This window comes from Streptomyces sp. NPDC004721 (genome assembly GCF_053601495.1).
Window position 1 is genome coordinate 24,466 of record NZ_JBSGBZ010000056.1, and the last position, 25,663, is coordinate 50,128.

Consider the following 25,663-nt stretch of genomic DNA (forward strand, 5'->3'; position numbering starts at 1 on the left):
GTCACGGCTGGGGCTCCGGTCGCAGGCGCAGGCCCGCCATGCCGCCGTCGACCGCGAGGGCGGTGCCGGTGGTGCTGCCGGCGGCCGGGGAGGCGAGGTAGACGATGGCGGTGGCCACCTCCTGGGCGGTGACGAGGCGGCCGGTGGGCTGGCGGGCATTGAGCGCGGCGCGTTCGGCGGCCGGGTCCGGGGCGGCGTCCAGCAGCCGCCCGATCCACGGGGTGTCGACGGTGCCGGGGTTGACGCAGTTGACCCGGATTCCCTCGCGGACGTGGTCGGCGGCCATGGCCAGGGTGAGCGAGAGCACGGCGCCCTTGCTTGCGGAGTAGAGGGCGCGCTGGGGCAGGCCGGCGGTGGCGGCGATGGAGCAGGTGTTGACGACCGAGGCGGCGTCCGAGTCGCGCAGGTACGGCAGGGCGGCGCGGGTGGTGCGGACGATGCCGAGGACGTTGATGTCGAGCACGCGGTGCCACTCTTCGTCCGGGTTGTCCGCGACCGTTCCGGCGGCGCCGATACCGGCGTTGTTGACCAGGATGTCGATGCCGCCGAGCTCCCCGGCCGCCGCTTCGACGGCGGAGCGGACGGAGCGGTCGTCGGTGACGTCGGCGGTGAGGCCGCGCAGCGGGGCGCTCACGCCGCGAGGGTCGAGGTCGAGGACGGCGACGTCCGCGCCGTGCTCGCTCAGCAGCTGGGCGGTGGCCAGTCCGATGCCGGAGGCTCCTCCGGTGACCAGGGCGGTGAGCCCGTCGAGTCCGGTCTTCATGCGTGGTCCTCCGTGCCCGTGTCCGTCGTGTCCGTGCCGGGCTCGGCCAGGGCCGCGTCGGCCGTCCAGAACGCTCCATGGGGGAAGCTGTAGGTGTCGATGGTGGTCCGGTGCATGGTGGCGGAGAAGCCGGGCGTGGTGGGTGCCCGGTAGTGCCCGTCGGTGATCACCACCGGGTCCAGGAAGTGCTGGTGGAGATGGTCGACGTACTCGATGACGCGGTCCTCGGTGGTGCCGGTGAGGGCCACGTAGTCGAACATCGACAGGTGCTGGACGAGTTCGCACAGCCCGACGCCGCCGGCGTGCGGGCACACCGGGACGCCGAACTTGGCGGCGAGCAGCAGGACGGCGAGGTTCTCGTTGACGCCGGCCACGCGGGCGGAGTCCAGTTGGAGGACGTCGATGGCGTCGGCCTGCAGGAGTTGCTTGAAGACGACGCGGTTCTGCACGTGCTCGCCGGTGGCGACCTTGACGGGGTGGACGCCACGCCGGATGGCGGCGTGACCGAGGACGTCGTCGGGGCTGGTGGGCTCCTCGATCCAGTACGGGTCGAACTCGGCAAGTGCCTTGGTCCATTCGACGGCCTCGCCGACGTTCCACCGTTGGTTGGCGTCGATGGCCATCCGGAAGTCTGGTCCTACGGCCTCGCGGGCGGCACGGCAGCGGCGGATGTCGTCCTGCAGGTCGGCGCCGACCTTGAGCTTGATCTGGGTGAAACCCTCGGCGACGGCCTGCTTGGCGAGGCGGGTGAGCTTCTCGTCGGAGTAGCCGAGCCAGCCCGGGGAGGTGGTGTAGGCGGGGTAGCCGCGCCGCAGCAGCTCGGCGGCCCGGTCGCCGGCGCCCTGCTTGCCCGTGCGTAGGAGTTCCAGGGCCTCGTCGGGGGTCAGGGCGTCGGTGAGGTAGCGGAAGTCGACCTGGGAGACCAGCCATGCGGGGTCGGCGTCGGCGAGGAGCTGCCACAACGGCTTGCCCTCGCGCTTGGCCGCCAGATCCCAGACCGCGTTGACGACGGCGCCGATGGCCATGTGCATCACGCCCTTCTCCGGCCCGAGCCAGCGCAGCTGGCTGTCGCCGATCAGGTCGCGGTACAGCGAGCCGGGATCGGCGCACAGTTCGGCGACCGGACGTCCGACGACGTGCTCGCGCAGCGCTTCGATGGCGGCGACCTGGACATCGTTGCCGCGACCGATGGTGAAGGTGAAGCCGTGGCCCTCGTGGCCGCCCGTCGAACTACGCAGGACGACGTAGGCGGCGGAGTAGTCGGGGTCGGGATTCATCGCGTCGGACCCGTCCAGCTCCCGCGAGGTCGGAAAGCGGATGTCGTAGGTGTCGACGGCGGTGATCCGCGCGGTGGTTGCGGACAACTCGGTGCCTTTCACGCGTTGATGAGCGTCTGGCGCTGGGTGCCGAGCCCGTCGATGGACAGCTCGACCACATCCCCCGCGCGCAGATACGGGGTGCCTGGCAGGCCGAGGGCCACGCCGGCCGGGGTGCCGGTGTTGATGACGTCGCCGGGGCGCAGCACCATGTACTGGCTCAGGTACCAGACGAGGTACGCGACGTCGAAGATCATGTTCTTGGTGTCGCTGTCCTGGCGGACCTCGCCGTTGACGGACAGGCGCAGGCCGATTCCCTGCGGGTCGCCCACCTCGTCGCGGGTCACCAGCCAGGGGCCCAGCGGGTTGAAGGTCTCGCAGGACTTGCCGAGGTCCCACTGGGCGGAGTACTCCAGCTGGAACTCCCGCTCGGAGACGTCGTTGCTGATCGCGTAGCCGACGATGTGACCGGCCGCCTCGGCCGGGCCGGCCAGGTAGCGGGCCTCGACGCCGATGACGACGGCGAGTTCCACCTCCCAGTCGGTCTTGACCGAGTCGCGGGGGATCCGCACCGGGTCGTGGGGGCCCACGACGGTGGAGGGGTCCTTCATGAAGACCACCGGCCGCTCGGGGACGGCCGCGCCGGTCTCCTCGGCGTGGTCACGGTAGTTGAGACCGACGCACACCACCTTGCCCGGGCGGGCGACGGGAGCGCCGATCCGCCGGCCGGCCACCTCCACGCGCGGCAGCGATCCCTCGGCCAGCGCCTGCCTGACCCGGTCGACTCCGCCGGAGGCGAGGAACGGCCCGTCGATGTCGGTGGTCAAGCCGGTGAGCGCGAACGCGGTGCCGTCGTCGCCGAGGACTGCGGGCATCTCCGCTCCCGGCTCCCCGATCCGCAACAGCTTCATGTATTTCTCCCGTCGTCGCTCCGGAGGTCCAGACTCTCCGCCACCTTCAATACATCGGAGGACTCTCCGGAGCCTTGACCATACGAGCGGCTGCCGCGTCACCGCAAGAAGTCCTCCGATCTTTCTTCGGGAACCTTGCTCTCGAAACCCTCATATGCACAGGTCAACATGGAGGTAACGAGTCCTCGCGATACAGATAGAGAACCCGGACATCACCATTGAGATTCACCCGAGGCCCCCTCTTGTCGGTCAAGTTCCCGACTCATAAGGCCCTCGATACCGCAAGCCATCCGATGCCTGCGCAAAGTGTGCTCCGCTACAGGTTCTGCCACGGACCGCCACGACCGCCCAGCCTCCCGGGAGGATCCTCACCCCTCCCCCGCGCCGGCCCTTCGCTTAGGCCCCAACCCACCTCGGTGCGGGCACGGCCGTCCCAGCCACAGGGATCAGCACTATCAAGCTTCGCTCCTCCAGAATCGCGGCCACCCACGCCACCGTGACCGTCCTGGCGGGGTTCGCTCATCGCGATCACTGGAAGATCGAGTCACTCCACCACATCCGCGACGTGACCTTCACCGAAGACGCCTTCCATCTGCGGACAGGCGCCGCACCCCGCGCCATGGCGACCTGGCACAACCTCGCCATCGGCGCCCTCCTCATGGCCGGTAAGACCAGCATCGCTTCCGCCCTTCGACACAACGCCCGCGACGTCCGCCGACCGCTCACCCTCCTCGGACTCACGTGATCACGAGTCGGACATCGGGCAACTTTGCCGAAGCCCTGGGCCGACACCAGCAAGGTCTGAGACAGGAATCGGGGAAGCAGCAATAGTGACGTGCCGTCAGAACGCGGACGTGCTCCCGCCGAGGGTGCCGTGCAGCCACTGTTCGACGCCACCGACGTGCACCGTCATCCAGGACCGGGCCAGCTCGGGGTTCCGGGCGGCGATGGCCTCGCAGATCGCCCGGTGCTGGTCACGGGTGCGCTGCACCGCACCCTCCTCGGTCAGCCCGCGCCAGATCCGCGCCCGGGCGGTAGGCCCGGAGATCCCGTCGATCAGCGAGCAGAGTACCGGGTTCCCGGAGCCGGAGGCGATGAGGCGGTGGAACTCGAGGTCGTTGGCAATGAGTTCGTCCAGCGAGGGCTCCCGCGGAAGACGGTCGAGCACCTCCTCCAGCGCGGCGACATCCTCGTCCAGCATCACTGCCGCCGCCATGGCCGCGGCGGCCGGCTCCAGGATCCGGCGGACCTCGAGGAAGTACAGCACCGTGTCGTCCTGATGGAAGTCGACGACGAAGCCGAGCGCGTCCAGCAGCAGGTCGGGCTCCAGGCTGGTCACGTACGTCCCGTCGCCCTGGCGCACGTCCAGCACTCGTATCAGCGAGAGCGCCTTGACCGCCTCCCGCAGGGAGTTGCGCGACAGCCCCAGCCGCTCGGCCAGCTCGGCCTCCTTGGGCAGTCGCTGCCCCGGGCGCAGCTCGCCCTCGACGATCATCGCCTTGATCTTCTCGATCGCCTCGTCGGTGACCGGCACAGTGGTGACCTCCTCATGCTGCGACCGCGATTATACATCGGATGAATGAACGTCGTGAATGAAGGTGAACTGACCCGCCGCCTGGCCGCCTCGACCGCAGAGTGCGACGCCAGCGCGGCAAGTCCGACCCCATCGACGCGGAGAGCGCCGCCCGGGCGGTGGTGGCCGGCACCGCGACCGCGACCCCGAAGTGTGCTGAGGGCACGGTGGAGATGATCTGCCACACCAAGATCGCCCGGGACACGACCGTGAGGTTCCGCACCCAGGCCAGGGTCACCCTCAAGGCCCTGATCGTCACCGTTCCGGACGAGCTGCGCGAACAACTCCAGTGCCTGCCGAAGATGGCCCTCATAGAGCGGTGCGCGGAGCTGCGGCCCGGCTCGGTCACCATCGTCCTGGCCTCGACCAAGCGGTCCCAGCGGTCGCTGGCCCGCCGCTGGCTGGACCTCGGCGAGGAGAACAAAGGCCACCACCGGCTGCTCGGCGAGCTCACCCGCCAGAAGGCACCGAACCTTGTGGACGCGTTCGGGATCGGTGCGGACACCGCGACGGAGGTACTGGTCGTGGTCGGCGGTAATCCCGAACGGATCCGCTCCCAGGCGGCGTTCGCCGGGCTCGCCGGCGTCTGCTCCGTCCCGGCTTCCTCCGGCAGGACCGACCGCCACCGGCTCAACCGCGGCGGCCGCCAGCAGGTGAACTCCGCGCTCTGCGGGGTCGTCGTTGTCCAGATGCGCTTCCACCAGCCGACCATCGACTACGTGGCCCGGCACACCGCCGAAGGCAAGACGAAACAGGAGATCATCCGCTGTCTGAAGGTATCTCGCCCGAGAGGTCTACCAGAGGAACAAAGCCCGCCCAGAACCCGCCGGAGCAGCTTGCCTATAAGGGGCGTCAACGCCGTGAACGAGGCGTTCAACAGCGTCCTCCTGAACCCCACGATATCCACATCCCGAATTCAGACCACCGGCTCAGCCCTTCGTGGCGCCACCGGTCAGGCCGCGTACGAACTGCTTCTGAAACGCGAGGTAGAAGGCCAGTACGGGCAGTGTGGCCAGCAGCATGAAGGCGAACACCGCGCCGAAGTCCTGCTGGTAGGGGCCGATGGAGCGGAATATCCCGACCGTCACGGTGTTCCCGGCTCCCGGGCCCAGGACGAGCAGCGGTGTGAGGAAGTCGTTCCAGACCCAGACCCCGAGGAAGATCAGCACGCTGGCCGAGGCCGGCCGCAGGAGTGGGAAGACCACCTGCCAGAAGGTCCGGAACCGCCCGGCACCGTCGACCGCCGCGGCCTCTTCGAGCTCGCGCGGGATCGAGCGGATGAAGCCCATGAAGACGAACACGGCGAACGGCAGGTAGTACCCGACGTTGACCAGCACGGCGCCCGGCATCGTGTGCATCAACCCGATGGCGTCGAGGATCCGCGTGATCGGCAGCATGATGACCGCGGGCGGGATCATCAGGCCGGCCAGCATGACGCCGAGGACGGCACGGCTCCACCAGCGGCCCGACCGCACGAGGTGGTACGCCGACATCGCGGCCAGCACGGTGGTAATGAGGATCGACGCTGTGGTCAGGATGATGGAGTTGACGAGGCCGTACCAGAACAGCCCGTCCGGCCGGGTCAGCACGTGCTCGAGGTTGTCGAGTGTCGGCGGAACCGGGAGCGCCAGCGGCGATGCGACGACCTCGGAGCTGGGTTTGAAGACGTTGACCAGCGCCACATAGAGCGGTAGGCAGAAGACGGCGGCCACGCCGGTGGCCAGCAGCGGGCGCGCCCACGGCGTTCGGGGGTTCACAGGTTCACCTCTCTCCGTTGCAGGAGCTTCAGCGCGGTCACGCTCGCGGCCGAGACGAGGACGAGCATGATCCCGGCCATCGCGGACGCCATTCCTGGGCGTTGCTCGGAGAAGGCGGTGCGGATCACGTCGAAGGCGACGGTGGCCGTGCCGCCCGTGCCGGGGCCGCCGTTGGTGAGCACGGCGATCTGGTCGTAGACCTTGAACGAGCTGATCATCAGCATCACGGTGTTGATCGTCAACGCGGGCGCGAGCATCGGCCAGGTGATGGCGCGGAACTGTTGCCAGGGGCCGGCGCCGTCGAGGCTCGCCGCCTCCTCGAGCTCGGCGGGGATTCCCGCGAGCGCAGCGAGATAGACCACGACGGCGAAGCCGAGCATCTGCCAGACCATGATCCCGGAGACGGAGTAGATCGCGTACGACGGATCCGTGAGCCAGCCTGGCGGGTTCTCGATCCCCATCGAGACGAGCGTGCTGTTCAGCAGGCCGTCGTCGGCCAGGATCGAGCGCCCGATCACCGACACCACCACGGCGGAGAGAATCACTGGTGTGAAGTAGACGCTGCGGAGAAGGCTGTAGAACCGGCCCTGTCGGCGCAGCAGCAGGGCGATTGCGAGACCGAGCAGGTTCGTCAGCAGCACCACGATCACTGTGATCACAACGGTGTTCCACAAGGAGTGCCGGAACCCCTCGTCCCCGAGGAGGTAACCGTAGTTGTCCAGGCCGACGAACGAGGTGTGCGAGCGGGTGGCGCGCTCATCGGTCATCCCGATGTAGAGGGTCCACAGGATGGGAGCCAGGACCATCGCGGTGAAGACCGTGAGGGTCGGCAGGACGAAGACGGCGAAGGCTCCCACCGACGGCCACGTCCAGGTGCGGAACCTGCTCGGCCCACCCGTGCGCCCGGACGAGGCAGCAGTGGGCTGACCAGCCGGCGCGATTCCTCCGGCGGCAACCACCCCCGTCCGGGCGCGCGTGGCGTGCGTCACTTCGAGAGCTCCTTGAACTTGGTGTTCAGCGTCGCGACGAACTTGCCCACGTCCGAGCGGCCGTTGAGGAGATCGTTCAGCCCGGCGTCGACCGCGGGCATGAAGCCCGACGGCAGGGCCGGGATGCCGTGCTCGTCGCCAAAGTTCGGCGTCACCGTTCCGTTGGACTCCGCGTTCTTGTAGAGATCGAGGGTCTCGTTGTACAGCGGCGGCAGGCCGGCCGGCGGCTTGTAGCCCTTGAGTGCGATGAACAAGCCGTCGTACCGCGCCCCGCCGTCGGCGTTCAGCTTGGAGAACTCGATGGCCCACTGCTTGGCCTTCGCGACATCGTGGGCCTTGGCGCTCACCGACAGTCCGCCGCCGGTGAACGCGGGCACGACGAGCGAGCCGTCCTGCGTGGGCATGGGGAAGACCCCGATCTGCTTCTGCTGCGCCTTGTCCGGGGCTGCCGCGAACCACGAACCCATCGGGTACATCGCGCCCTTGCCCGCGAGGAAAGCGTCCTGCGCCTGTGCGTAGGTGGCCGACAGGTTGTCGACGTTCTTCTTGCCCGCCAGTGCCTTCATCTTGGTCGCCGCTTCGACGAACAGGGGGTCGCTGAAATCCGTCTTCCCGGCGACCAGCTTGTCGAGCCACTTCGGGTCCTTGGCGTAGACCTCGGTGGCCATCAGTTGGGAGAAGGTCCACCGCGGGCCGAGGCCGTCCGGTGCACCGCTGCCGATGACGAACGGCGGGATCCGCGACGCCTTGAGCTTGCCGACCGCGGCGAGCAGGTCGTTCCATGTCTTCGGAGGAGTGGTGATGCCCGCCTTCTCGAAGGCCGCCTTCTGGTAGTAGATCTGCCAGCTCTGCGTGTTGGTGGGCAGTTGGTAGATCTTGCCGTCGAAGCTGTTCGCGGTCGGGGTGACCCAGTCCGCCAGTTCCTTCCGGTTGAACTGCGCGAGCTTGCCCGCCTCCGCCAGTCCGGCAGGGTCGATCGCGACCATGATGTCGGGCAGTGCGCCGGTCGAGTCCAGTTGGCGCGCGTACTCGTTGCGCTGCTCGGCACTGGGCGCGACGAGCTTCTTGATCTTCACCCCCGGCACCTTGGCACTGGTCTTGGCGATGATGTCGTCCCAGTACGCGGCAGTGAGGTTGGGGGTCTCGAAGGTGAGCAGGTCCAGCGTCACGTCGCCGCCCGCTGTGTTCCCATCTGTGTTCCCACCCCCGACGGCACAGCCTGTCAGTGCGACCAGGCCTAGTGCCGCGGCTATCGCGACGCAGTTGGTCCGCTTACCCATTGAGGCCTCCTTGCCGGTCGAACCCACCAGGGATGTCACTCGGTCCCGAGGTGTCGCTCTGCCTTGATTTGTTAAGTAAGTTACTTGGCAATATTGCCGTTGCGGCGTCAATCTAGATAGCGTGGCGCTGTGAGTCAAGACACAAGTGGACCCCAGTACTCCGCGGCTCCCGCCGGCCGTGCAGGCGATGCCGGCCTGCTGCGCAAGCTCAACCTCGCAGCCGCAGTGCGGGCCTTCCTCGACACCGCGTCACTGACGGTCCGCGACGTGTGTTCGATCGTCGGAGTCTCCCGCCCCACCGCCGAGGAACTGCTGGCGACGCTGCTGGATCAGGGCTTCGTCCGTGAGGCGCCCGGGCGTCCGAACGGCGAGCGGTCCGCAGGACGGCCGGCCCGGCGGTACGAGGTCGTGGCCGAGAACTTCGCTGTCGTCGGAGTCGACATCGGCGCCCACAAGGTGGCCGTGGTCATCTGCGACCTGCGCGGGAACGTCGTGGCCATGCGCAGGCGCAGCGTCGATCCCGACCTCAGACCGGCTGGGCGCATCGGGGCCGCGGCGCGTCTGATGGAGGCGACCGTCCGGCAGACCGGGACGAGCTGGGAACACATCCGCTCGGTGGCCTGTGGCATCACCGGCGTGGCGGCCAACGGCTCGGAGGTCAGGGACATCCGCACAATTCCTGCGGGCCAGGACCTCGACGTCTACTCGCTGCCCGGCTTCGACGAGATCGACGTGGTCTCGGAGGTGTCGGGGCGCTTCAAACGCGACGTGCTGGTCTCCAACGACATCCACCTCGCGGCGGTGGCCGAGCACTGGCAGGGCGCCGCCACCGAGGCACGCGACCTCATCTACATGCACGCCGGCCACCGCCTCGGGGCCGCGATCGTCATCGCCGGGCAGATCCACAACGGACGGCACGGCCTGGCGGCGTCCGTCGGCGCCATGAAGATCCTGGGGTGGGCCGACGCGATGGCGAAACTCCACCACGAGAGCCGCAAGCTCGCGGGCTCGACCGCCGAGGAGTCCACAGGCGACGACGTCCGGGCGCTCTTCGAAGCGGCCGCGAACGGCGACCGCACTGCGGTGCGCACCGTCGACCGCGTCGCCAAGGCCCTCGCCCTGGGCGCCTCCACCCTGGTCCACGCCGTCGACCCCGACCTCGTCGTGCTCGGCGGCGGTCTGTCCCGCGCGGGGGACGTTCTGGCCAGTCCGTTCCAGCGGCACTTGGCCGCGACCTCCCTCAACTTGCCGGAGTTCCGCGTGTCCCTGCTCGGCGACGAGTCCGTCGCCCTCGGCGCCGCCCGGCTGGCCCTCGACGATCTCAAGGCGCGCCTGCTCGCCGTGCCCGCATGATCCACTCTCCTCACCGCATCAAGGAGTCACCGAATGATCGAGCCCGGACGCGTCGCCGTGCCCGCGCCCACCGCCCCCGTGTCCCTCTCCGGTCTCGGCGGGACTGAGACCACGACGATGGTCCTGCTGCCGCGGGCGGACGGCTTGCCCGACATCGGCTGGGTGGGCCTTTCCTTGGCGGCGACGGACGTCCGCTCCCTGACGATCCCGGCCTCGGTCGAGACCACTGCCTGGAACTCCTGGCTGATCGGCTCACCGGTCAGCGTGCTCCCGGAGCACGCGCGAGGCTACCTGGGACGGCCTGCGCTGCTCGGCCACCGGGTGGGCCCCGAGGGCCCCGGGAGCGACTGGTCCACCGCGTTCGGTCCCGGCTCCGTGGGGTGTGCCGGCGACTCGCTCGTGGTCGAGGCCACCGACGAGGCAGCGGGACTCGCACTGCGCTTCGAGGCCGAAGCCGTCCCGGGGGGAGGGCTCCGTCTCCGGCACCTGCTGACCAACACTGGCGCCGGTCCCTATGTGGTCGACGCGCTCGACGTGGTCATCCCCGTTCCGACCGGCGCGGGCGAGATCCTCGACTTCACCGGGCGATGGGCCCGCGAGCGGCAGCCCCAGCGCCGTGCTCTCGCGGACGGGCAGTGGGTCCGGGAGCACCGCCGCGGCATGCGCAGCCTCGACGGCACCGGTCTGCTCGTGGTCGGTACCCCTGGATTCGGCTACGGCGACGGTGAGGTGCTCGGCGTCCACCTCGCCTGGAGCGGCAACCACCGGTATGCCGTCGAGCAGCTCAGCTCCGGCGTCGCCGTCGTCAGAGCCGGCGAGTTGCTGCACCCGGGCGAGTTGGTCCTCGCTGAGGGCGAGACATACACCATGCCCTGGGTGCACGTGGCCGCGTCCGCGCGCGGGCTCGATGGCCTGGCGGACGCCACCCATCAGTACGTCCGGTCACTCGCGGCCCATCCGTCCCCGCCCGCACCCGTCATGTTCAACGCGTGGGAGGCGGTCTACCTCGACCAAGACCTCGACACGCTGACCGCACTGGTCGACGTCTCGGCCAGGCTGGGCGCCGAGCGTTTCGTGCTCGACGACGGGTGGTTCGCGGGCCGCACCTCCCTCGACGACGGCCTGGGCGACTGGACCCCAGACCCGGCGGTGTGGCCGGACGGGCTGGCGCCGCTCGTGGACCGGGTGCACGAGAAAGGGATGGAATTCGGCCTCTGGTGGGAGCCGGAGGCCGTCAACCCGACCTCGGCGGTCTACCGCGCCCACCCCGACTGGATCCTGCGCACGGGCGACCGGTCGCCCGTGTTGGAACGCAACTGCTACCTGCTCGATCTCAGCCGCGAGGAAGTCCGGGCGCACCTGCTCGACGCGTTCGACCGCCTGGTTGCGGCGCACCGGATCGACTTCGTCAAGTGGGACCACAACCGTGACCAGATCGACGGCGGCGACTCGCGCGGCTCCGGCCGGCCCGCGTCACGGCGGCAAACCCTTGCCTTCCGCAAGCTCCTCGACGAGCTGGCCCGCCGCCATCCCGCCATCTCCTGGGAGAGCTGCGCCTCGGGAGGCGGCAGAATCGACCTGGACGTGCTTGAGCGGGTCCAGAGCGCCTGGACCTCCGACGCCACCGATCCGCTGTCCCGCCAGCCGATCCAGCACTGGACCGCCCAGCTCGCCCCGTTGGAGTACTTGGGCGCCCACGTCACCGCGCCGATCTCCCACCAGAGCGGCCGAACCAGCACCCTGGACTTGCGCGCAGCCACGGCCTTCTTCGGCCAGTTCGGCATCCAGTGGGACCTCACGAAGGTGCCGAATGACGAACTGGACCGCCTCGCGTGCTGGATCGACCTCTACAAGCGCCACCGCGCACTCCTGCACACGGGCCGCCTGACACGTGTCGAGCTGGCCGACGGTCTGCTCGCGCATGGAGTCGTCGCTCGGGACCGGTCGGAGGCGCTCTTCTCCTACGCCCAGCTCGACGAGATCGTGTCCGTGCCACCGCGGCTCCGCATCCCGGGACTCGACCCGAACCGGAGCTACCACGCCTCGCTTGTGGCTCCGCCCGACCCGTCGGTGACCTGGGAGGTTACGGGTATGCAGGCGTCTGGTGCGGCGCTGGGAGCACTCGGGCTACCGGGTCCTGCGCGGGCACCCCAGAGCGCGGCGCTGGTCCACGTGCGCGCGGCCTGATCGGGCGATCCGAGACGCTCCCCGCTGACCTGGTGATTCATGAATTGAGTGATCCTGTCTGGCTGTAACGCCTTGACAGATCCGATGTATCGCAGGACCTTGTTCGAGCAAACGGACCGAGGGAGCGCTGTCTCACGTATCGGAAATGCCCCCGCCGACGTCCGCAGGAGCCGCCGTGTTCGCACCACAGCCCAGGTATCCGGCCCCAGTCCGAACACTGTCGTGCTGGGCCGTCGGCGGTGCTGTGCTCGCCGCTGCTCTCTGTGTCTGTGGAGTGCCCGACCGCAATTCATCCGATGAAAAGGGGTGAGCCTCGCGCTGTGCTTCGTCAATCCGACCCAGTTGGTGACCCGCGGCAAGGACGACCGGGCCGCGTAGACAAACCGCATCCCCCACTGACATCCCTCCACACGTTCCAAGGAAGGTGACCGTCGTTGTACGCGCCTTTGTCCAGACGAACGGTTCTCAAGGCGGCCGGCCTCTCGGCCGCCATGGCGGTGGCGCTGCCCGGCCGGGCCGGCGCCGCCGCGCCCCCCGACGCCGTGCCCGTCGGCCGGGACGACCCCTGGCGTCAGGTCCCCCGCATCCTTGCCCGTATCCACCCGCCGCACTTCCCGAGCCGTTGGTTCGACGTCCGTGACTACGGCGCCGTCGCCGACGGGACGACCCTGTGCACCGATGCCTTCCGGCGCGCTGTCACGGCCGCGCACCACGCGGGCGGCGGCCACGTCGTCGCTAAAGATGGCAGGTACCTGACAGGAGCGATTCGGCTGCTCAGCGGCGTGGACCTCCATGTGGCAGAGGGCGCTGTGATCGCCTTCAGTCCGGACCCCGCCGACTTCCTGCCCGCCGTGCTCACCCGCTGGGAGGGCACCGAGTGCTGGAACTACTCGCCGTTCATCTACGCCTCCGGACAGCGGAACGTCGCCGTCACCGGTGACGGCATCCTCGACGGACAAGCCCGACTCGGCCCTTGGGAAAGCTGGTATCGCACCAGCGGACTGCAGAGCCCGGACCAGAAGCTCCTGCGGAAGATGGGCAGTTCGGGCACCCCCGTGGAGGACCGGGTCTTCGGCGCCGGCCACTATCTGCGGCCCCAGATGGTGCAGTTCCACCGCTGCCAGAACGTCCTGGTCAGCGACGTCACCCTGATCGACCCGCCGATGTGGACGGTGCACCCGGTGCTCTCCTCCAACGTGACGGTGCGCGGCATCACCGTCGACAGCAGCCTCTACAACACCGACGGCTGCGACCCCGAGGCCAGCCGCGACGTCCATATCACGGGCTGCCGCTTCAACACCAACGACGACTGCGTCGCCGTCAAATCGGGACGCGACGAGGACGGCCACCGGGTCGGCGTCCCCAGCGAGAACATCGTCGTCCAGGACTGCATGTTCTCCGGCCGCTGGGGCGGCCTGACCGTCGGCAGCGAGATGTCCGGTGGGGTGCGGAACGTCTTCGCCGAGCGCTGCGTCATCAATTCGCCTGAGTTCCCCGGCCGTTACCCCGTGAAGTACCCGCTGTACATCAAGGCGAGCAAGAAACGCGGCAGTTACGTCGAGGGCGTGCACATCCGCCGTTTCACCGGACAGGCCGTCGAACGGGAGGCCATCTACGTGACGATGGACTACAACGGCGGCGAGGGCGGCATCCTGCCCGTCTCCGTCAGCGACATCACCGTGCGCGACACCCGGCTCGACGGCGCCCGCTCGGTCCTCGGACTCGTCGGCCTGGAGACCGACCACCTGCGCGGAGTCCACCTGGCCGACTGCGACTTCACCGGCGTACGCCAGCCGGACAGCGTCGCGTTCACGGACGACCTGACACTCGACCGGGTCACCGTCAATGGAGCCGAGGTGCGGTCATGAGCGCCACGCGCCGCGCCCTGCTGCGGGCCGCCGGGGCCCTCACGGCCGCCGCGGTGCTCCCGCCGCTGCTGCCGGGGGAGGCCCTGGCCGCAGCCGATCGCACCGTTCGGGGTCTCGCCCGCGACCCCTGGGAGAAGGTCCCGAGGATCCTTGCGCGCATCCGCCCGCCCCGCTTCCCCCGCCGCCGCTTCGACATCCGCGACTTCGGCGCCGTGGGCGACGGCACCACGAAGAACACGGAAGCGATCCGGCGCGCCATCGACGCCTGCCACCGGGCCGGCGGCGGCCATGTCGACGTACCCGAGGGCCGCTTCCTCACCGGCGCGATCCATCTGCGCAGCGGTGTCGACCTGCACGTCATCGGCACTGTCCTGTTCAGCACCGACCCGGCCGACTACCTGCCCGTCGTGCTCACCCGCTGGGAGGGCACGGAGTGCTGGAACTACTCGCCCTTCGTCTACGCGCTCGACCAGCGCGACCTCGCGATCACCGGCACCGGCACCCTCGATGGACAAGGCATGACCGGACCCTGGAAGAGTTGGCGCGACCCCGGCGGCGGCGCCCCCATCGATCAGGCCGAACTGCGCCGCATGGGCGAGGAGGGCGTCCCGGTCGACCAGCGCGTCTTCGGCGAGGGCCACTACCTGCGCCCCAGCATGGTGCAGTTCTACCGCTGCCGGAACATCCTCATCGAGGGCGTCACCTTCCTCGAACCCGCCATGTGGACCCTGCACCCGGTGCTGTGCAGCAATGTCCTGGTCAAGGACGTCGACGTGATCGGCCGGATCGCCAACAGCGACGGCTGCGACCCCGAATCCTGCACCGACGTCCACATCACCGGCTGCCGCTTCCACACCGAGGACGACTCCATCGCCGTGAAGTCCGGGCGCGACGAGGACGGACTGCGCGTCGGCGTACCGAGCCGGAACATCGTCATCCAGAACTGCGTGTTCTCCGGCCGCTGGGGCGGACTCGCGGTCGGCAGCGAGATGTCCGGCGGGGCGTACGACATCTTCGCCGAGGACTGCCGGATCAACCCCCTCGATTTTCCTGGCCGTTACAACCCCCGCCACCCCGTCTTCCTGAAGACCAACAAGAAACGGGGCGGCGCCATAGACGGCGTGTACGTACGCCGGTTCCAAGGGCGGCAGATCGACCGCGACTGCATCTATCTGACCACCCGCTACTCCAACCAGACCGGCGACCGCCCAGCGGTCATCCGCAACGTCCGCGTGGAGCACATGGTCCATGACGGCGCCCGTCGCGCCATCAACCTGGAGGGACTGGATTCCGACCCGTTCCTCGGCATCCACATCGAGCATTGCGACTTCACCAACATGGCGAACCCGAACATCATTCGGTCCGCCCCGGATCTGGTCCTGAGGAAAGTGTTCGTCAACGGAACAGAGGTGAACGCGTGAATCGCACCACCCCCACCGGATCGCATCAGGTGAGCGGTGCCGGAGCCCGCAGAGGCCGCCGCAGACTCGGAGTGCTGTGGGCGGCCGTGCTCTCCCTGCTCGCCGGACTCGCCCTGACCGCCACCCCGGTCGCCCAGGCCCAGGACGCCGCCCCCGCGGCCCCCGAATCCGCCGCCGCGCCCGCCTACCCGCCCCGGCAGACCATGCTCCGCAACGCCACCGCAGGACTCTTCCTGCACTGGGGCATGTTCACCGAGCCCAAGCACTACACGTGCGAGTCGTGGGAGAAGGCAGTCACCGACGGCGGCTGGACCCCCGACTACTGGATCGACGAGGCGAAGAAGATCAAGGCGAGCTACATCGTCCTCGCCACCTTCCACTCCCGCCTCGGCTACGCCCGCCCCTGGCCGTCGAAGATCCCCGGCTCCTGCTCCACCAAGCGGGACATTCTCGGTGAGCTTATCGACGCCGCCGAGGCCAAGGGCCTCAAGACCATCCTCTACATGACCGACGACCCCAAGTGGCACGGCGAGCAGGGCATGGAGACCCTCGACTCGGCCGCCTACTCCGCCTACAAGGGCCGCGACGTCGACCTCACCACCCGCCCCGGCTTCGGTGAGTTCTCCTACGAGAACTTCTTCGAGGTCATGCACAACTACCCGAAGCTCGCGGGCTTCTGGATCGACAACAACAACGAGTACTGGCTGCAGAACAACCTGTACGAGAAGATCTACGAGACGCGTCCGGACATGACGCTCAGCAACAACAACGAGGACACCCCGATCATGGACATGGTGTCCCACGAGCAGAAGACCGGGATGACCCCGGCCTACGACCAGCCCTCGGCGATCTGGACCCCGATGCCGCGGCTCGCCGAGTCCTGCTACAAGGTCCCGGACTCCGGCTCCTGGTGGTACGACGGCAAGGACCGGCCCGTCACCACCGGCCTCAACGTCGACCGGTACATCGCCAACGCGGGCAACTCCGTCCGGTCCCTGATGGACTTCACCGCCATGGTCGACGGGAGGTTCCCACCGCAGCAGGAGAAGTTCATCGACCTGATGAAGGACTACCTCCCGCCCATCTGGGAGTCCCTGCACGGCGTGGACGGCGGCGGCTTCATGTACGGCGGCATGCAGCCAGGTGCCTGGAACGACGGTGCGTACGGCTATGTCACCGTCAGCCGGGCCCACCCGGACACCACCCAGTACGTCCACGTCACCACCCGCCCCACCACGAGCGACCAGGTGAAGATCCGGGACAACGGCCACCGCGTCAAGGGGATCACCGACCTGCGCACCGGCCAGAAGATCCCGTTCGACCAGCACGACGGCACCCTCACGATCAGGTCGATCCAGGACTGGGACCCGTACGACACCGTCTTCAAGGTCGAGACCACCAGCCACCGTCAGGGCGTCTACCCCACGGGCACCGTCACAGCCGACGACCCGGCCCTGACCGACGGCGACTTCACCACCTACACCGACAACAAGGGCAAGCTGCCCGTCTCCTTCACCCTGGACCTCGGCGAGGTACGCAAGGCCGCCTACCTCGGCATCAACCAGCGCGAGTGGTCCCCGACCCACAACCGGGAGACCTTCGGCCGCAAGGAGGACTCCGCACGCATCAAGAACTACACGGTCTCCGCGAGCGATGACGGCGTCCACTGGCGGCAGGTGAAGGAAGGCGTCCTGGAGAGCGCCCGAGGCGTCCGCTTCATCGACCTCGGCGGCTCGGCCCTGGAGACCCGCTACCTCAAGCTCGACGTCGCCGACACCTGGGCCGAGCCCACAGTGTCCAAGTTCTACAAGAAACTCCAGATCGACGAGATCCAGGTCGGCTTCATGTACCCGAAGAACCACAGCTGAGGCCGCCTGTCCCCAGGCGCCGCCCGACGGCATCCGCCGCCGGGCGGCGTCTCCTGTCATCGCCGGGTTCAGTGCGGGAATCTCATCGACTGCGCCACGTCCACCTGCCGCACAACTGCTGGAACGCTTCTGAGGTGTATTCCGCTGCCGCGGTCCGTGTGGAAGATGACGCCGTTCACCTGGCCGCCGCTGGTCGCGATCGCCATCTGAAACGCGACACTGACCGGCGCGGCATCGTACCTCTCGCCCATCGCGTAGCTCAGGGCAGGCGAGGGAACGCGTCGTGGACACTCGCGAGGTAGAACTTGCCCTCGCCGGTGTCGATTTCCGTCCTGCCGCCCCACCACAGCGCGTGAGGTCCAGTGGGCGGTAGGCCGTTGCAGCCGAGCCCGTGCTGTTCCCGGGCGCGAGGAGGCGCGGGTTTGTCTATGACCGACACACGACCACACATCGGATCAATAGGCAGAGCCGCCCTGCCATGGAGGATCCACTGCCCGCGTTTTGGGGTCCTAATCGTTGACAGACATCGGACCTTCTCTCCATACTCTCGGCTTACGGCCCCGTGGCCTGACATCGGTGGCCGCCGCTCGTGAAATCCTGACGGCCAAGGAGAGCTGATGTGAGACGTCATATAACGGTAATATCCGCGTTCGCGATGGTAGGAGCCCTCACGGCCGTTCCCGCGCTCGCCGCGGACGTCGGGCCATCCAACGCCGACGGTTTCAAGGTGCCGCAAGCGGTACTCGACCATCTCGGCCAGGACGACTGGGCCAAGCTCCAGAAGATCCTGTCCGGTATCTCCGGTTCGGTGACGTCGCCGCTCAAGATCAGCGACGTCGACAAGGGCAGCTACACGACCGGCCAGCTCATGGGCAACGGCGACATCGGTGCCGTCGCTGCCGGCGTGTCCGACACTTCGCAGCAGTACTACTTCGGCAAGAACGACTTCTTTGGCAAGCTGCACGCGCAGGGTAGCTCGGTCAAGGACAACGACGGAATCCTCTCCGGCGGCGGGCTGGACGTCTGGCCGACGACCGCGGCGGGTACCAACGCGGCGAGCGCGTTCAAGATGAAGCAGGACATCCTCAACGCCCAGGTCACCACGGATCTGGAGCTCAAGGACGACCACGGTGCCGACGCTCCGATCCGGCTGAACTCCTGGACCGCCGACACCGCGAACGTCTTCGTCACCGAGATCCGCAACAACGGAACCGGGCCGGTGACGCTGAGGACCAAGCAGTGGGTCCCGGCGATGGCGTACGCGAGCTCGAGCGCGACCGACCTGACCGATGCACAGAGCACCTACCCGTACACCGGCGGAGTGGACTCCTCGCAGGCCAGTCCCGTCCTCTGGACGACGCGGGACAGCAGCACCACCAACACGAGCGGCTATCGCAGCCGGATGGCGACCGCGACGACCGTCGTCGGCGCCGCGCTCGCGAACCCGCGCGAGGAAATCGAAGCGAACGACTACTACGACAGCAACAAGAAGAAGTACTACAACTCGCTGGGCGAGTCCGGGAACGTCACCGTCGCGCCAGGCGCGACCGCGTCCCTGGTGACCTACCTGACCAGCAACAGCGGTAACTACACCAAGATCAAGAGCGTCTCGGACGTGCAGAAGGACGCCGTCGACGGGGTCCGCGCGTATGCGTCGCAGAGCGCCGTCGACCAGCTCAAGGCCGAGCATCAGGCCTGGTGGAAGAACTACTGGCTCCGCAGCTACGTCCAGTTCGCCGATCCCGAAGTGGCCCAGTACTACTACGGATCGCTGTACGTGCTCGGCAGCTCGAACCGACCGACGAGCGCGAACGGGAAGGTGAACCCGCAGAATCTGCCGGGTTCGATGTACGGCGAGTGGGTCCCCGCCGACAACGTCGGCTGGGGCGGCCGGTACTTCCTCAACTACAACCAGCAGGCCCAGTACTACGCGTCGGGCTCGATCAACCGCATTGACACCGAAGTGCCGTTCAACCGGGTCATCGCCTACGACCTGCCGTGGCAGCAGAACAACGCCGCCGCACAGGGACATGACGGCGCGGTGCACGTCCGGACACTGTCCCCGTTCCACCTGCTGGCGAGCGACCAGCCGGCACTGAACCCGAAGGCACCCGTGCCGGTCTACGGGTTCAGCTCGGGGTCCACGGACCAGAAGTCGAACGGCTTCTTCGCCGCGATCAACATGCTCTCCTACTATGAATACACATTGGACGATCAGTACCTGCGGAAGCTGCTCTATCCGCACCTCAAGCAGCTGCTCGACTTCTACAGCTCCTACGTCCTGAAGCAGGACGACGGGAACGGGCAGTACCACTACTCGGTGATCGGCTCGTCGATCCACGAGGGCGACGCCGCCGACATCAACCCTGACCTCGACATCGGTGCGATCAAGTACCTGTCGAAGTTCCTGTCCGCGCACGCCAAGGAAATGGGCGAAGCCTCGGCCACCATCGCTCGATGGAAGGACCTGGCAGACCACACGGCGTTCCCGGAAGCCGGGCTGCCCAAGGGCATATTCTCCGCGAACAACAACGACAACTTCGTCCCGACGCTGATGGCCACGGACTACCAGTCGCCGAACCAGGCGCACGTCGACATGATCGAGCCGGGCGACCAACCGGTCGAACTCGAGGGCGTGGTGTTCCCCTTCGAGAACGCGCAGCAACTCGACGGCGACCCGGAACTGCTCGGCAAGGTCCGGAACACGCTCGAGTACATGAACTCCTGGGCGGCCACCGGGTTCGCCGGCTGGAGCAGCCAGAACAACGGCTTCCCCAAGGTGTTCCCGATCGCGGCGCACGCGGGCTGGCCGGCCGCGGACCTGCTGGCGAAGTTCAAGACCGCGCTCAAGGCCAAGGTACGCACCAGCAACCTGACCTACTACGGCAGCGGTGGCGCGGTCGAGACCGTCGGCGCGATGGAGGGCGTCAACGCGATGCTGCTGCAGAGCAGCACCACGCCGGACCTCCTGACCACCCTGTCGGTGTTCCCGAACTGGGACCGGACCCAGTCGGTGAGCTACGAGCGGCTGGGTGCGAAGGGCAACGTCGAGGTGTCGAGCGCGTTCGACGCGGACAAGCGCTCGGTGTCCTATGTGGACGTGACCAGCAAGCGGGACGGGAAGATCGCGCTGGTCGACCCGTGGGCCAGCGGCCGCCCGGTCATCCAGATGGTCAACGCCGACAACACGCTGGGCGAGCGCGTCGACTACGACGTGCAGGGCGGCAAGCTCGTGTTCAACACCAAGCAGGGCAGGCGGTACATGGTCATGGTCGACACCACCGACCAGACCCACACCGTCACCGGCATCTCGCTGTCCAAGTACTCGACGACGCTGGTCTACGACAGCAAGAACCGCAACGCCCCCGCGGGCACCGGCACCGTCACGGCCACGCTCGAGGGCGGCAAGCCCGGCGACACGGTGGAGTGGAAGTCCTCGAACAACCAGGTCGTGAAGGTGACCGGGGCCGGGAACACGGCGACGATCCAGGCGGTCGGCACCGGCGGCGGCAAGGTCGCGAACGCGACGATCACCGCGCGCAGCGTCGAACAAGGCGGCTTGTCAGATAACGGGGTAAGCCAGACGATCAACATCAAGGTCGCCGACGTGTCCACGGTCCCGACCGGACTGCAACTGCTCAGCCCGTCGGAAGCGACGATCTACGGGCCGGCGTCCACCAGTGCCAGCACCGGCAAGGTGACCGGCACGAACCGGCTGCAGCTCACGGCTTCGGTGTCCCCGGCCAACGCCTACGACCGGCGGATCGCCTGGCGGTCGAGCGACCAGAACGTGGCGATGGTCGACAAGAACGGGCTCGTGATCGCGCGCGGGGCGGGCACGGTGACGATCACCGGTACCAGCATGGCCAACCCGAGCCTGCCGCCGGTCACGACCACCGTGAAGGTGACCTCACCGGGAGCTGACTTCAGCAAGTACAGCCCGTTGGCCTCGGTGCTCGCCGCGGCGAAGAAGGTCTCGGCGTATTCGGGCGACACCACCGGAGGTGGCGGCTTCAAGCGGGTCTCGACCAACCGGGACTGGGAAGGACAGCAGGAACGCCTCCAGATGGCGTACATCAACGCCTTGGGCGTGAAGGCGCGCTACTCCGGCTATTCGGCGGTGAACATCAGCAAGGACACCGCGTACTTCGCGGCCATCGCGCTGAACGAAGCCATCAAGGCGATCGACCCGGCCCTCGCAATCACACTGCCGGACAAGACCGATCTGGTCGCGGCAATCGCCAACGCGTCGAAGCTGACCGCAGACGACTTCGCGACCCCGAAGGCGTGGGATGATCTGCAGGCGGCGCTGGCCGCGGCCCGGAAGGTCAACGACGACACGCAGGCGACCCAGGCGGACGTGGATGCTGCCTACGCCGCGCTGGCGTCGGCAGCGTCTGCCGTGAAATCCGGGGACGTTTCGGACGTACCAAAGGCCGACCTGTCCGGCGTGAGCGCTGTGACAGTGCGCGGCGGGCACCTGGTCCAGCTGGTCGCCGGGACCGGGCGGACGTGGACGGTGACTGCGGCCGACGGGTCGGCCGCGCCGGACGCGACCATCGACCCGAGCGGCGGCCTGCTGATGGTGACGGGCAACGGCGCCTACCAGGTGACGGCGAAGGCCCCGGATGCCGCGGACGTGGTGGTCACGGTGACCTTCACCGACGTACCGGCACCGCTGCGCAACCTGAGCCTGAACGACAACGGCAACGGCACTGCGTTCGGCTCGACGAGCGGGGGTTCGTACCCGCCGCGGAACGCTTTCGACGACAATCCGGGCACGTTCTACGACCACAGCTCGACAACGCCATACGTGGGCTGGGACTTCGGCAGCCCGACGCCCGTCAACGTGCTCCGGTTCCTGCCGCGCTCGGGCACGAACGCGGCCCGGATCGCGGGGGCGAAGCTCCAGGGCTCGAACACGTCGGATAGTGACGGCTTCGTCGACCTTGTCACGATCGACGACAGCCCGGCCACGGCGAACTCGTCGTCCTGGTACGTGAAGGCGCTCAACAACAACACGGCCTACCGGTACTACCGCTGGCTGGGCACGAGCACCTCGCACGCGAACGTGGCCTCGATGGAGCTGTACGCGGCCAACGACCGCCAGGTCACGGTCACCACGACCCCGGCGAGCTGAAGTAACTGACGAAACGGCACTGTCCCTCCGGGGAAAGTGCCGTTTCTTCATGCGCTGGCCCCGTGACGACCAGGCCGTACGGCGGGATCGACGTGTGCAAGCAGCGCCTGCTCGACCACGTGGACGGGGAGTGGAGCCCGGAGCTGCTACAGCCCCCGGCAAGTGATCATCGCTGCCGACTCCCCCAAGCGGGTCAGCCGCTCCGTGGTCTGGCTGTCTGAGATGAGCCTCGACATCGACCTCATCCAGGTGGGTCTGTGGAAGGTGGAAGGACACCTCGTCGCCGGCTGCGTAGGCGACCGAGTGCGCCGCTGAGGTGTCCGCACGGCAAGGAAAGCGGCCGACGTCCGGTGCCGCCCGGGTCAGCCCGACTTCGGCGGCTTCTGCGCGTCGAAGGCGAAGAGAGTGTTCTTGGCCGCGGCTACGATCACCGCACGCCCCGCAACGCTCACGCGCGGGCTTGCGCCCTGCTCGCCCGTCAAACCATCGGCCTGCGGGTCTGTTGTCCACAGGGGTTTGCCATCGTACGGCGACAGCGCGACCACCCGGCCGGTGGCCGAGCTGAAATACAGCGCGTCGGCTCCCGCAACGGGACCCGACGCACCCTCCACGCTAGTCTGCCGCGACCACTGAAGATCCACCATCCTGAATTGGCTGGGCAGGGTGCTGGCATGGCGGGGGTCTCGGGTGCTCGTGCTGGTCGTGGGCGGTTGTCTGTGGTCTCGATCGTTTGACGTTAGCGGGTCAGCGAAGTTAGTGGGGGTCGGCCGGCACAGCGCTCCACTTGGCCAGTCGGAGATTGGCCACATCGAATAAACCAGTGGCCAATCTCCGAATGGCATTTGGTTGTTCACGGCCGTCTCGGCCAGCGCCGCGGCTGGGTCAGCCTGGCTTTACCGCCAGCGTCGCAAAATAGTTCGACATGTATTGGGCGGATGCGTTGGATTGGTGCGGTGCTTCTGCGAAGCCGGTGAGGACGAACCCCGCGGCGAGTTGCCCGCCGATCTGGTCGGTGAGGGTGTGACTATATTCAAGAGGGGCATCCGCGCCGAACTTCGTGGCGCGTTCCTCGGCGGAGTACTGCGTGACATCGCTGTAAGGCAGCTTGTGCACGACGACCAGCTCGCCGAGCTCGTCGAGGGCCTCGTGGTCGAACAAGTACACATCAGGGTTGAGGAAGCCCACGAGCAGAGTTCCGCCCGGTCGCAGGACGCGGAAGCACTCACGCCACACCGGTGCCAAGTCGGGTACAAATACGTTCGAGACCGGGTGGAACACAACGTCGAATGCTGCGCTGCCGAAGGCGCTGAGGTCGCGCATGTCACCCAGGACGGTGCGCAGCTCAAGTCCGTCGCGCGCCGCCACCATCTGGTCCTGGCCGAGCTGGCGGGGCGAGTTGTCGAACACGGTGACCCGCGCCCCTGCGGCGGCGAGGATCGGACCCTGCTGGCCACCGCCGGAGGCCAGGCACAACACGTCCTTGCCGGTCAGGTCCGTCGGCAGCCAGGAGCGGTCGACTGGCTCACGCCCGATGAGAACAATCGACCAGTCGCCCATGCGGGCGCGCTCGACATCCTCAGCACTCACCGGCCTCGTCCACTCGTTGCCCTCCTGGACATACTTGTCCCAGGCTGCCCGATTATGGACACCGGGGTCGACGACAATGTCCTGCACGTTTAACTCCCTGCTACAGCCAAGCGGACACCAGCGGTACTGACAGTTCGATGCCGATAGCCAACACGATCACAGGTGCGGGCTCAACGAAATTAGCGGGCGTCAAAGGTGCCCACGGGCTCGCCAGGTGGTCGCGCAGCGGGTGCGTAAGCGCTGGGTCGTGAGGAGGCACCCTCGGTGGCGGTTGGGATTGTGTGACGAATACCAACAAACCCTCCGAGGGTGCCGGATCCCTTGTCTACCAGTGCCGCCTGCCGCTGTCCACGAACACCGTGAACTACGTCGCTGACCTGCTGCGCGCCCACTTGAAGGCGATCGGCTCCCGCTGGCGGTCCCGCTCCGCCGACCAGATCGCGGTGCTTGTGCTGGCGGTGCTGCGCCACGACCAGCGCGCCGCCGACCTGGCCGGCGGCAACGACATCTCCGCCACCACGATCCGCCGCTGGTGCGACGAGGTGATCGCTCTGCTCGCGGCCAAAGCCCCGCGCTCGTCTGCCAGCGTGTGCACCAGCTGCGCGGTCAGCTTCTCCCCGGGCAGGCTGGTGTGCTGGCGATCGGCGGCCTGGACGGCTGTCTCGGCGAGCTGATCGGCGCTGCGACCTTGCGATTGCGGAGCCAGGTCTCCAGCCGTTTGGCGCCGAGCTGGCGAAGGGCGGCAGGAGTCTGGTAGCCGGTCAGCAGGGTGAGTGGACCGGTGTTGGTGAGGTCCAGGGCCCGCTCCAGGCAGGGGAAGAAGCCGGTGAGTTGGGCTCGGAGCCGGTTGACGGTGCGGGTGCGGTCAGCGACCAGGTCCATGCGGCGGCCGGTGAGGATCTTGAGCTCGGTGGCGGTCTCGTCACCGGTCCGTAAGGGTGCAGGTCACGCCGGATGCGGACCTGGTCGGCGATGACGGCGGCGTCTTTGGCGTCGGTCTTGCCTTCGCCGCGGTAGCTCTCGGAGGCCCGGTGGATAGCCCGGCCGGAGATGTAGTGCACCGGCTGGTCGTGGTTGAGCAGGATGGCGATGGCCAGGGCGGCTCCGCCGTCGGCCAGGGCGATGCCCCAGGTCACCTCGTCGCCCAGGGCCAGGACGTCGGTGAGGAGTTGAAGCAGTTCAGGTTCGTCGTTGGCGACGCGTCGGGACAGCAGCCGACGGCCGCTCTCGTCGATCGCGACGCAGTGGTGGTGGGCTTTTCCTGCGTCGATGCCGGCCCAGATCGCGGCCATGTGGTGCCTCCGTGCGGTGTGCTTCTGGTGGCTCCCGACGGACGACCTCGCTGTCGATTCCCTACGGAGCGATCATTCGCAATTCCTAATTGGCAGCCGAGTCGTCGTGGGACGCCGGGCGGCCAATCGATGCCAGCCACGAGTGGCAGAAGATTGAAAGCCACACCCGACGCCCCTGGGTGGGCCAACCATACGAAGGGCTCGCCCGCTCCCGAAGAAGAACGTAGGGAAGATTGATCCCTCTGGTCTGCTAGCCTTCTGGGGGCCGTGCGAGAGAACGAGGAGGTGGTACCCGTGAACGTATTCACATGGGTGCTCTCCTCTGGGGTCACGGTCGGGCGATAGGTCGTCCGGGAGC

General features: G+C 67.8%; 17 protein-coding genes and 3 pseudogenes. 10 read left to right on the top strand and 10 right to left on the bottom strand.

Going from position 1 to position 25,663, the window contains the following annotated elements; all coding sequences use genetic code 11:
- Position 1: 1 nt before the first annotated feature.
- From ACWEK3_RS34265 to ACWEK3_RS34275, 3 genes are read right to left on the bottom strand one after another with little or no spacing between them, the layout of a single operon-like run.
- Complete coding sequence (locus ACWEK3_RS34265; protein WP_453251446.1) at positions 2 to 763, bottom strand: SDR family NAD(P)-dependent oxidoreductase; 762 nt, start codon at positions 761 to 763, stop codon at positions 2 to 4.
- Complete coding sequence (locus tag ACWEK3_RS34270) at positions 760 to 2,127, bottom strand: L-fuconate dehydratase (RefSeq protein ID WP_453251447.1); 1,368 nt, start codon at positions 2,125 to 2,127, stop codon at positions 760 to 762. Before ACWEK3_RS34270 ends, ACWEK3_RS34265 begins: the two co-directional genes overlap by 4 nt.
- A gap of 11 nt (positions 2,128 to 2,138) precedes the next feature.
- Positions 2,139 to 2,990, bottom strand: coding sequence for a fumarylacetoacetate hydrolase family protein (locus ACWEK3_RS34275; RefSeq protein WP_453251448.1), 852 nt, complete (start codon positions 2,988 to 2,990; stop codon positions 2,139 to 2,141).
- Positions 2,991 to 3,486: 496 nt separating this feature from the next.
- Between ACWEK3_RS34275 and ACWEK3_RS34280 the strand changes: the two genes are divergently transcribed.
- Positions 3,487 to 3,735: a hypothetical protein gene (locus ACWEK3_RS34280; protein WP_450539446.1), complete on the top strand. Its 249-nt coding sequence runs from the start codon at positions 3,487 to 3,489 to the stop codon at positions 3,733 to 3,735.
- A 96-nt stretch (positions 3,736 to 3,831) separates the two neighbouring features.
- Here the strand turns inward: ACWEK3_RS34280 and ACWEK3_RS34285 are convergent, their stop codons facing one another.
- On the bottom strand, positions 3,832 to 4,524 hold the full coding sequence (locus ACWEK3_RS34285) for a FadR/GntR family transcriptional regulator (protein ID WP_450539448.1): 693 nt from the start codon (positions 4,522 to 4,524) through the stop codon (positions 3,832 to 3,834).
- Positions 4,525 to 4,865: 341 nt separating this feature from the next.
- On the opposite strand from ACWEK3_RS34285, the pseudogene ACWEK3_RS34290 reads away from it, so the two are divergent.
- A pseudogene (locus ACWEK3_RS34290) lies at positions 4,866 to 5,267 on the top strand (transposase); the annotation flags it as partial.
- A 225-nt stretch (positions 5,268 to 5,492) separates the two neighbouring features.
- Here ACWEK3_RS34290 and ACWEK3_RS34295 read toward each other — a convergent pair.
- The 3 genes from ACWEK3_RS34295 to ACWEK3_RS34305 all read right to left on the bottom strand — a co-directional run bounded on the left by ACWEK3_RS34295 (position 5,493) and on the right by ACWEK3_RS34305 (position 8,589).
- A complete protein-coding gene (locus ACWEK3_RS34295) occupies positions 5,493 to 6,320 on the bottom strand; it encodes a carbohydrate ABC transporter permease (protein WP_365425938.1) in 828 nt (275 codons plus the stop codon).
- A complete protein-coding gene (locus tag ACWEK3_RS34300; RefSeq protein ID WP_376548720.1) occupies positions 6,317 to 7,126 on the bottom strand; it encodes a carbohydrate ABC transporter permease in 810 nt (269 codons plus the stop codon). Before ACWEK3_RS34300 ends, ACWEK3_RS34295 begins: the two co-directional genes overlap by 4 nt.
- Positions 7,127 to 7,305: 179 nt before the next feature.
- The gene (locus ACWEK3_RS34305) at positions 7,306 to 8,589 is read right to left on the bottom strand and encodes an ABC transporter substrate-binding protein (RefSeq protein WP_450539450.1); all 1,284 of its coding nucleotides are present in this window, start codon (positions 8,587 to 8,589) and stop codon (positions 7,306 to 7,308) included.
- Between the two features lie 129 nt (positions 8,590 to 8,718).
- Between ACWEK3_RS34305 and ACWEK3_RS34310 the strand changes: the two genes are divergently transcribed.
- From ACWEK3_RS34310 to ACWEK3_RS34340, 7 genes are all read left to right on the top strand, one after another.
- Positions 8,719 to 9,942 (top strand): ROK family transcriptional regulator, encoded by a 1,224-nt coding sequence (locus tag ACWEK3_RS34310; RefSeq protein WP_453251449.1) that lies wholly within the window; start codon positions 8,719 to 8,721, stop codon positions 9,940 to 9,942.
- Positions 9,943 to 9,975: 33 nt separating this feature from the next.
- Complete coding sequence (locus ACWEK3_RS34315; protein WP_450539453.1) at positions 9,976 to 12,129, top strand: alpha-galactosidase; 2,154 nt, start codon at positions 9,976 to 9,978, stop codon at positions 12,127 to 12,129.
- A 446-nt stretch (positions 12,130 to 12,575) separates the two neighbouring features.
- Positions 12,576 to 13,997, top strand: a complete 1,422-nt coding sequence (locus tag ACWEK3_RS34320; RefSeq protein ID WP_450539455.1) for a glycoside hydrolase family 28 protein — start codon at positions 12,576 to 12,578, stop codon at positions 13,995 to 13,997.
- Entirely contained in the window at positions 13,994 to 15,418 is a 1,425-nt protein-coding gene (locus ACWEK3_RS34325) for a glycoside hydrolase family 28 protein (RefSeq protein ID WP_453251450.1), read from the top strand. The genes ACWEK3_RS34320 and ACWEK3_RS34325 overlap by 4 nt, the downstream gene beginning before the upstream one ends.
- The gene (locus ACWEK3_RS34330) at positions 15,415 to 17,286 is read left to right on the top strand and encodes an alpha-L-fucosidase (protein WP_453251451.1); all 1,872 of its coding nucleotides are present in this window, start codon (positions 15,415 to 15,417) and stop codon (positions 17,284 to 17,286) included. Before ACWEK3_RS34325 ends, ACWEK3_RS34330 begins: the two co-directional genes overlap by 4 nt.
- A 619-nt stretch (positions 17,287 to 17,905) precedes the next feature.
- Entirely contained in the window at positions 17,906 to 22,426 is a 4,521-nt protein-coding gene (locus ACWEK3_RS34335; protein WP_453251452.1) for a glycosyl hydrolase family 95 catalytic domain-containing protein, read from the top strand.
- 162 nt (positions 22,427 to 22,588) lie between these two features.
- Positions 22,589 to 22,741: a hypothetical protein gene (locus ACWEK3_RS34340; RefSeq protein ID WP_453251453.1), complete on the top strand. Its 153-nt coding sequence runs from the start codon at positions 22,589 to 22,591 to the stop codon at positions 22,739 to 22,741.
- Positions 22,742 to 22,788: 47 nt separating this feature from the next.
- On the opposite strand, the pseudogene ACWEK3_RS34345 reads toward ACWEK3_RS34340, so the two are convergent.
- Positions 22,789 to 23,058 (bottom strand): annotated as a pseudogene (locus ACWEK3_RS34345) (outer membrane protein assembly factor BamB family protein); the annotation flags it as partial.
- A 250-nt stretch (positions 23,059 to 23,308) separates the two neighbouring features.
- Entirely contained in the window at positions 23,309 to 24,100 is a 792-nt protein-coding gene (locus ACWEK3_RS34350; protein WP_453251454.1) for a class I SAM-dependent methyltransferase, read from the bottom strand.
- A gap of 194 nt (positions 24,101 to 24,294) precedes the next feature.
- Here ACWEK3_RS34350 and ACWEK3_RS34355 point away from each other — a divergent pair, with 194 nt between their 5' ends.
- Positions 24,295 to 24,687: a hypothetical protein gene (locus tag ACWEK3_RS34355; protein WP_453251457.1), complete on the top strand. Its 393-nt coding sequence runs from the start codon at positions 24,295 to 24,297 to the stop codon at positions 24,685 to 24,687.
- On the opposite strand, the pseudogene ACWEK3_RS34360 reads toward ACWEK3_RS34355, so the two are convergent.
- Positions 24,576 to 25,305, bottom strand: a pseudogene (locus ACWEK3_RS34360) (IS110 family transposase); the annotation flags it as partial. The gene ACWEK3_RS34355 and the pseudogene ACWEK3_RS34360 overlap by 112 nt on opposite strands.
- Positions 25,306 to 25,663: the final 358 nt, after the last annotated feature.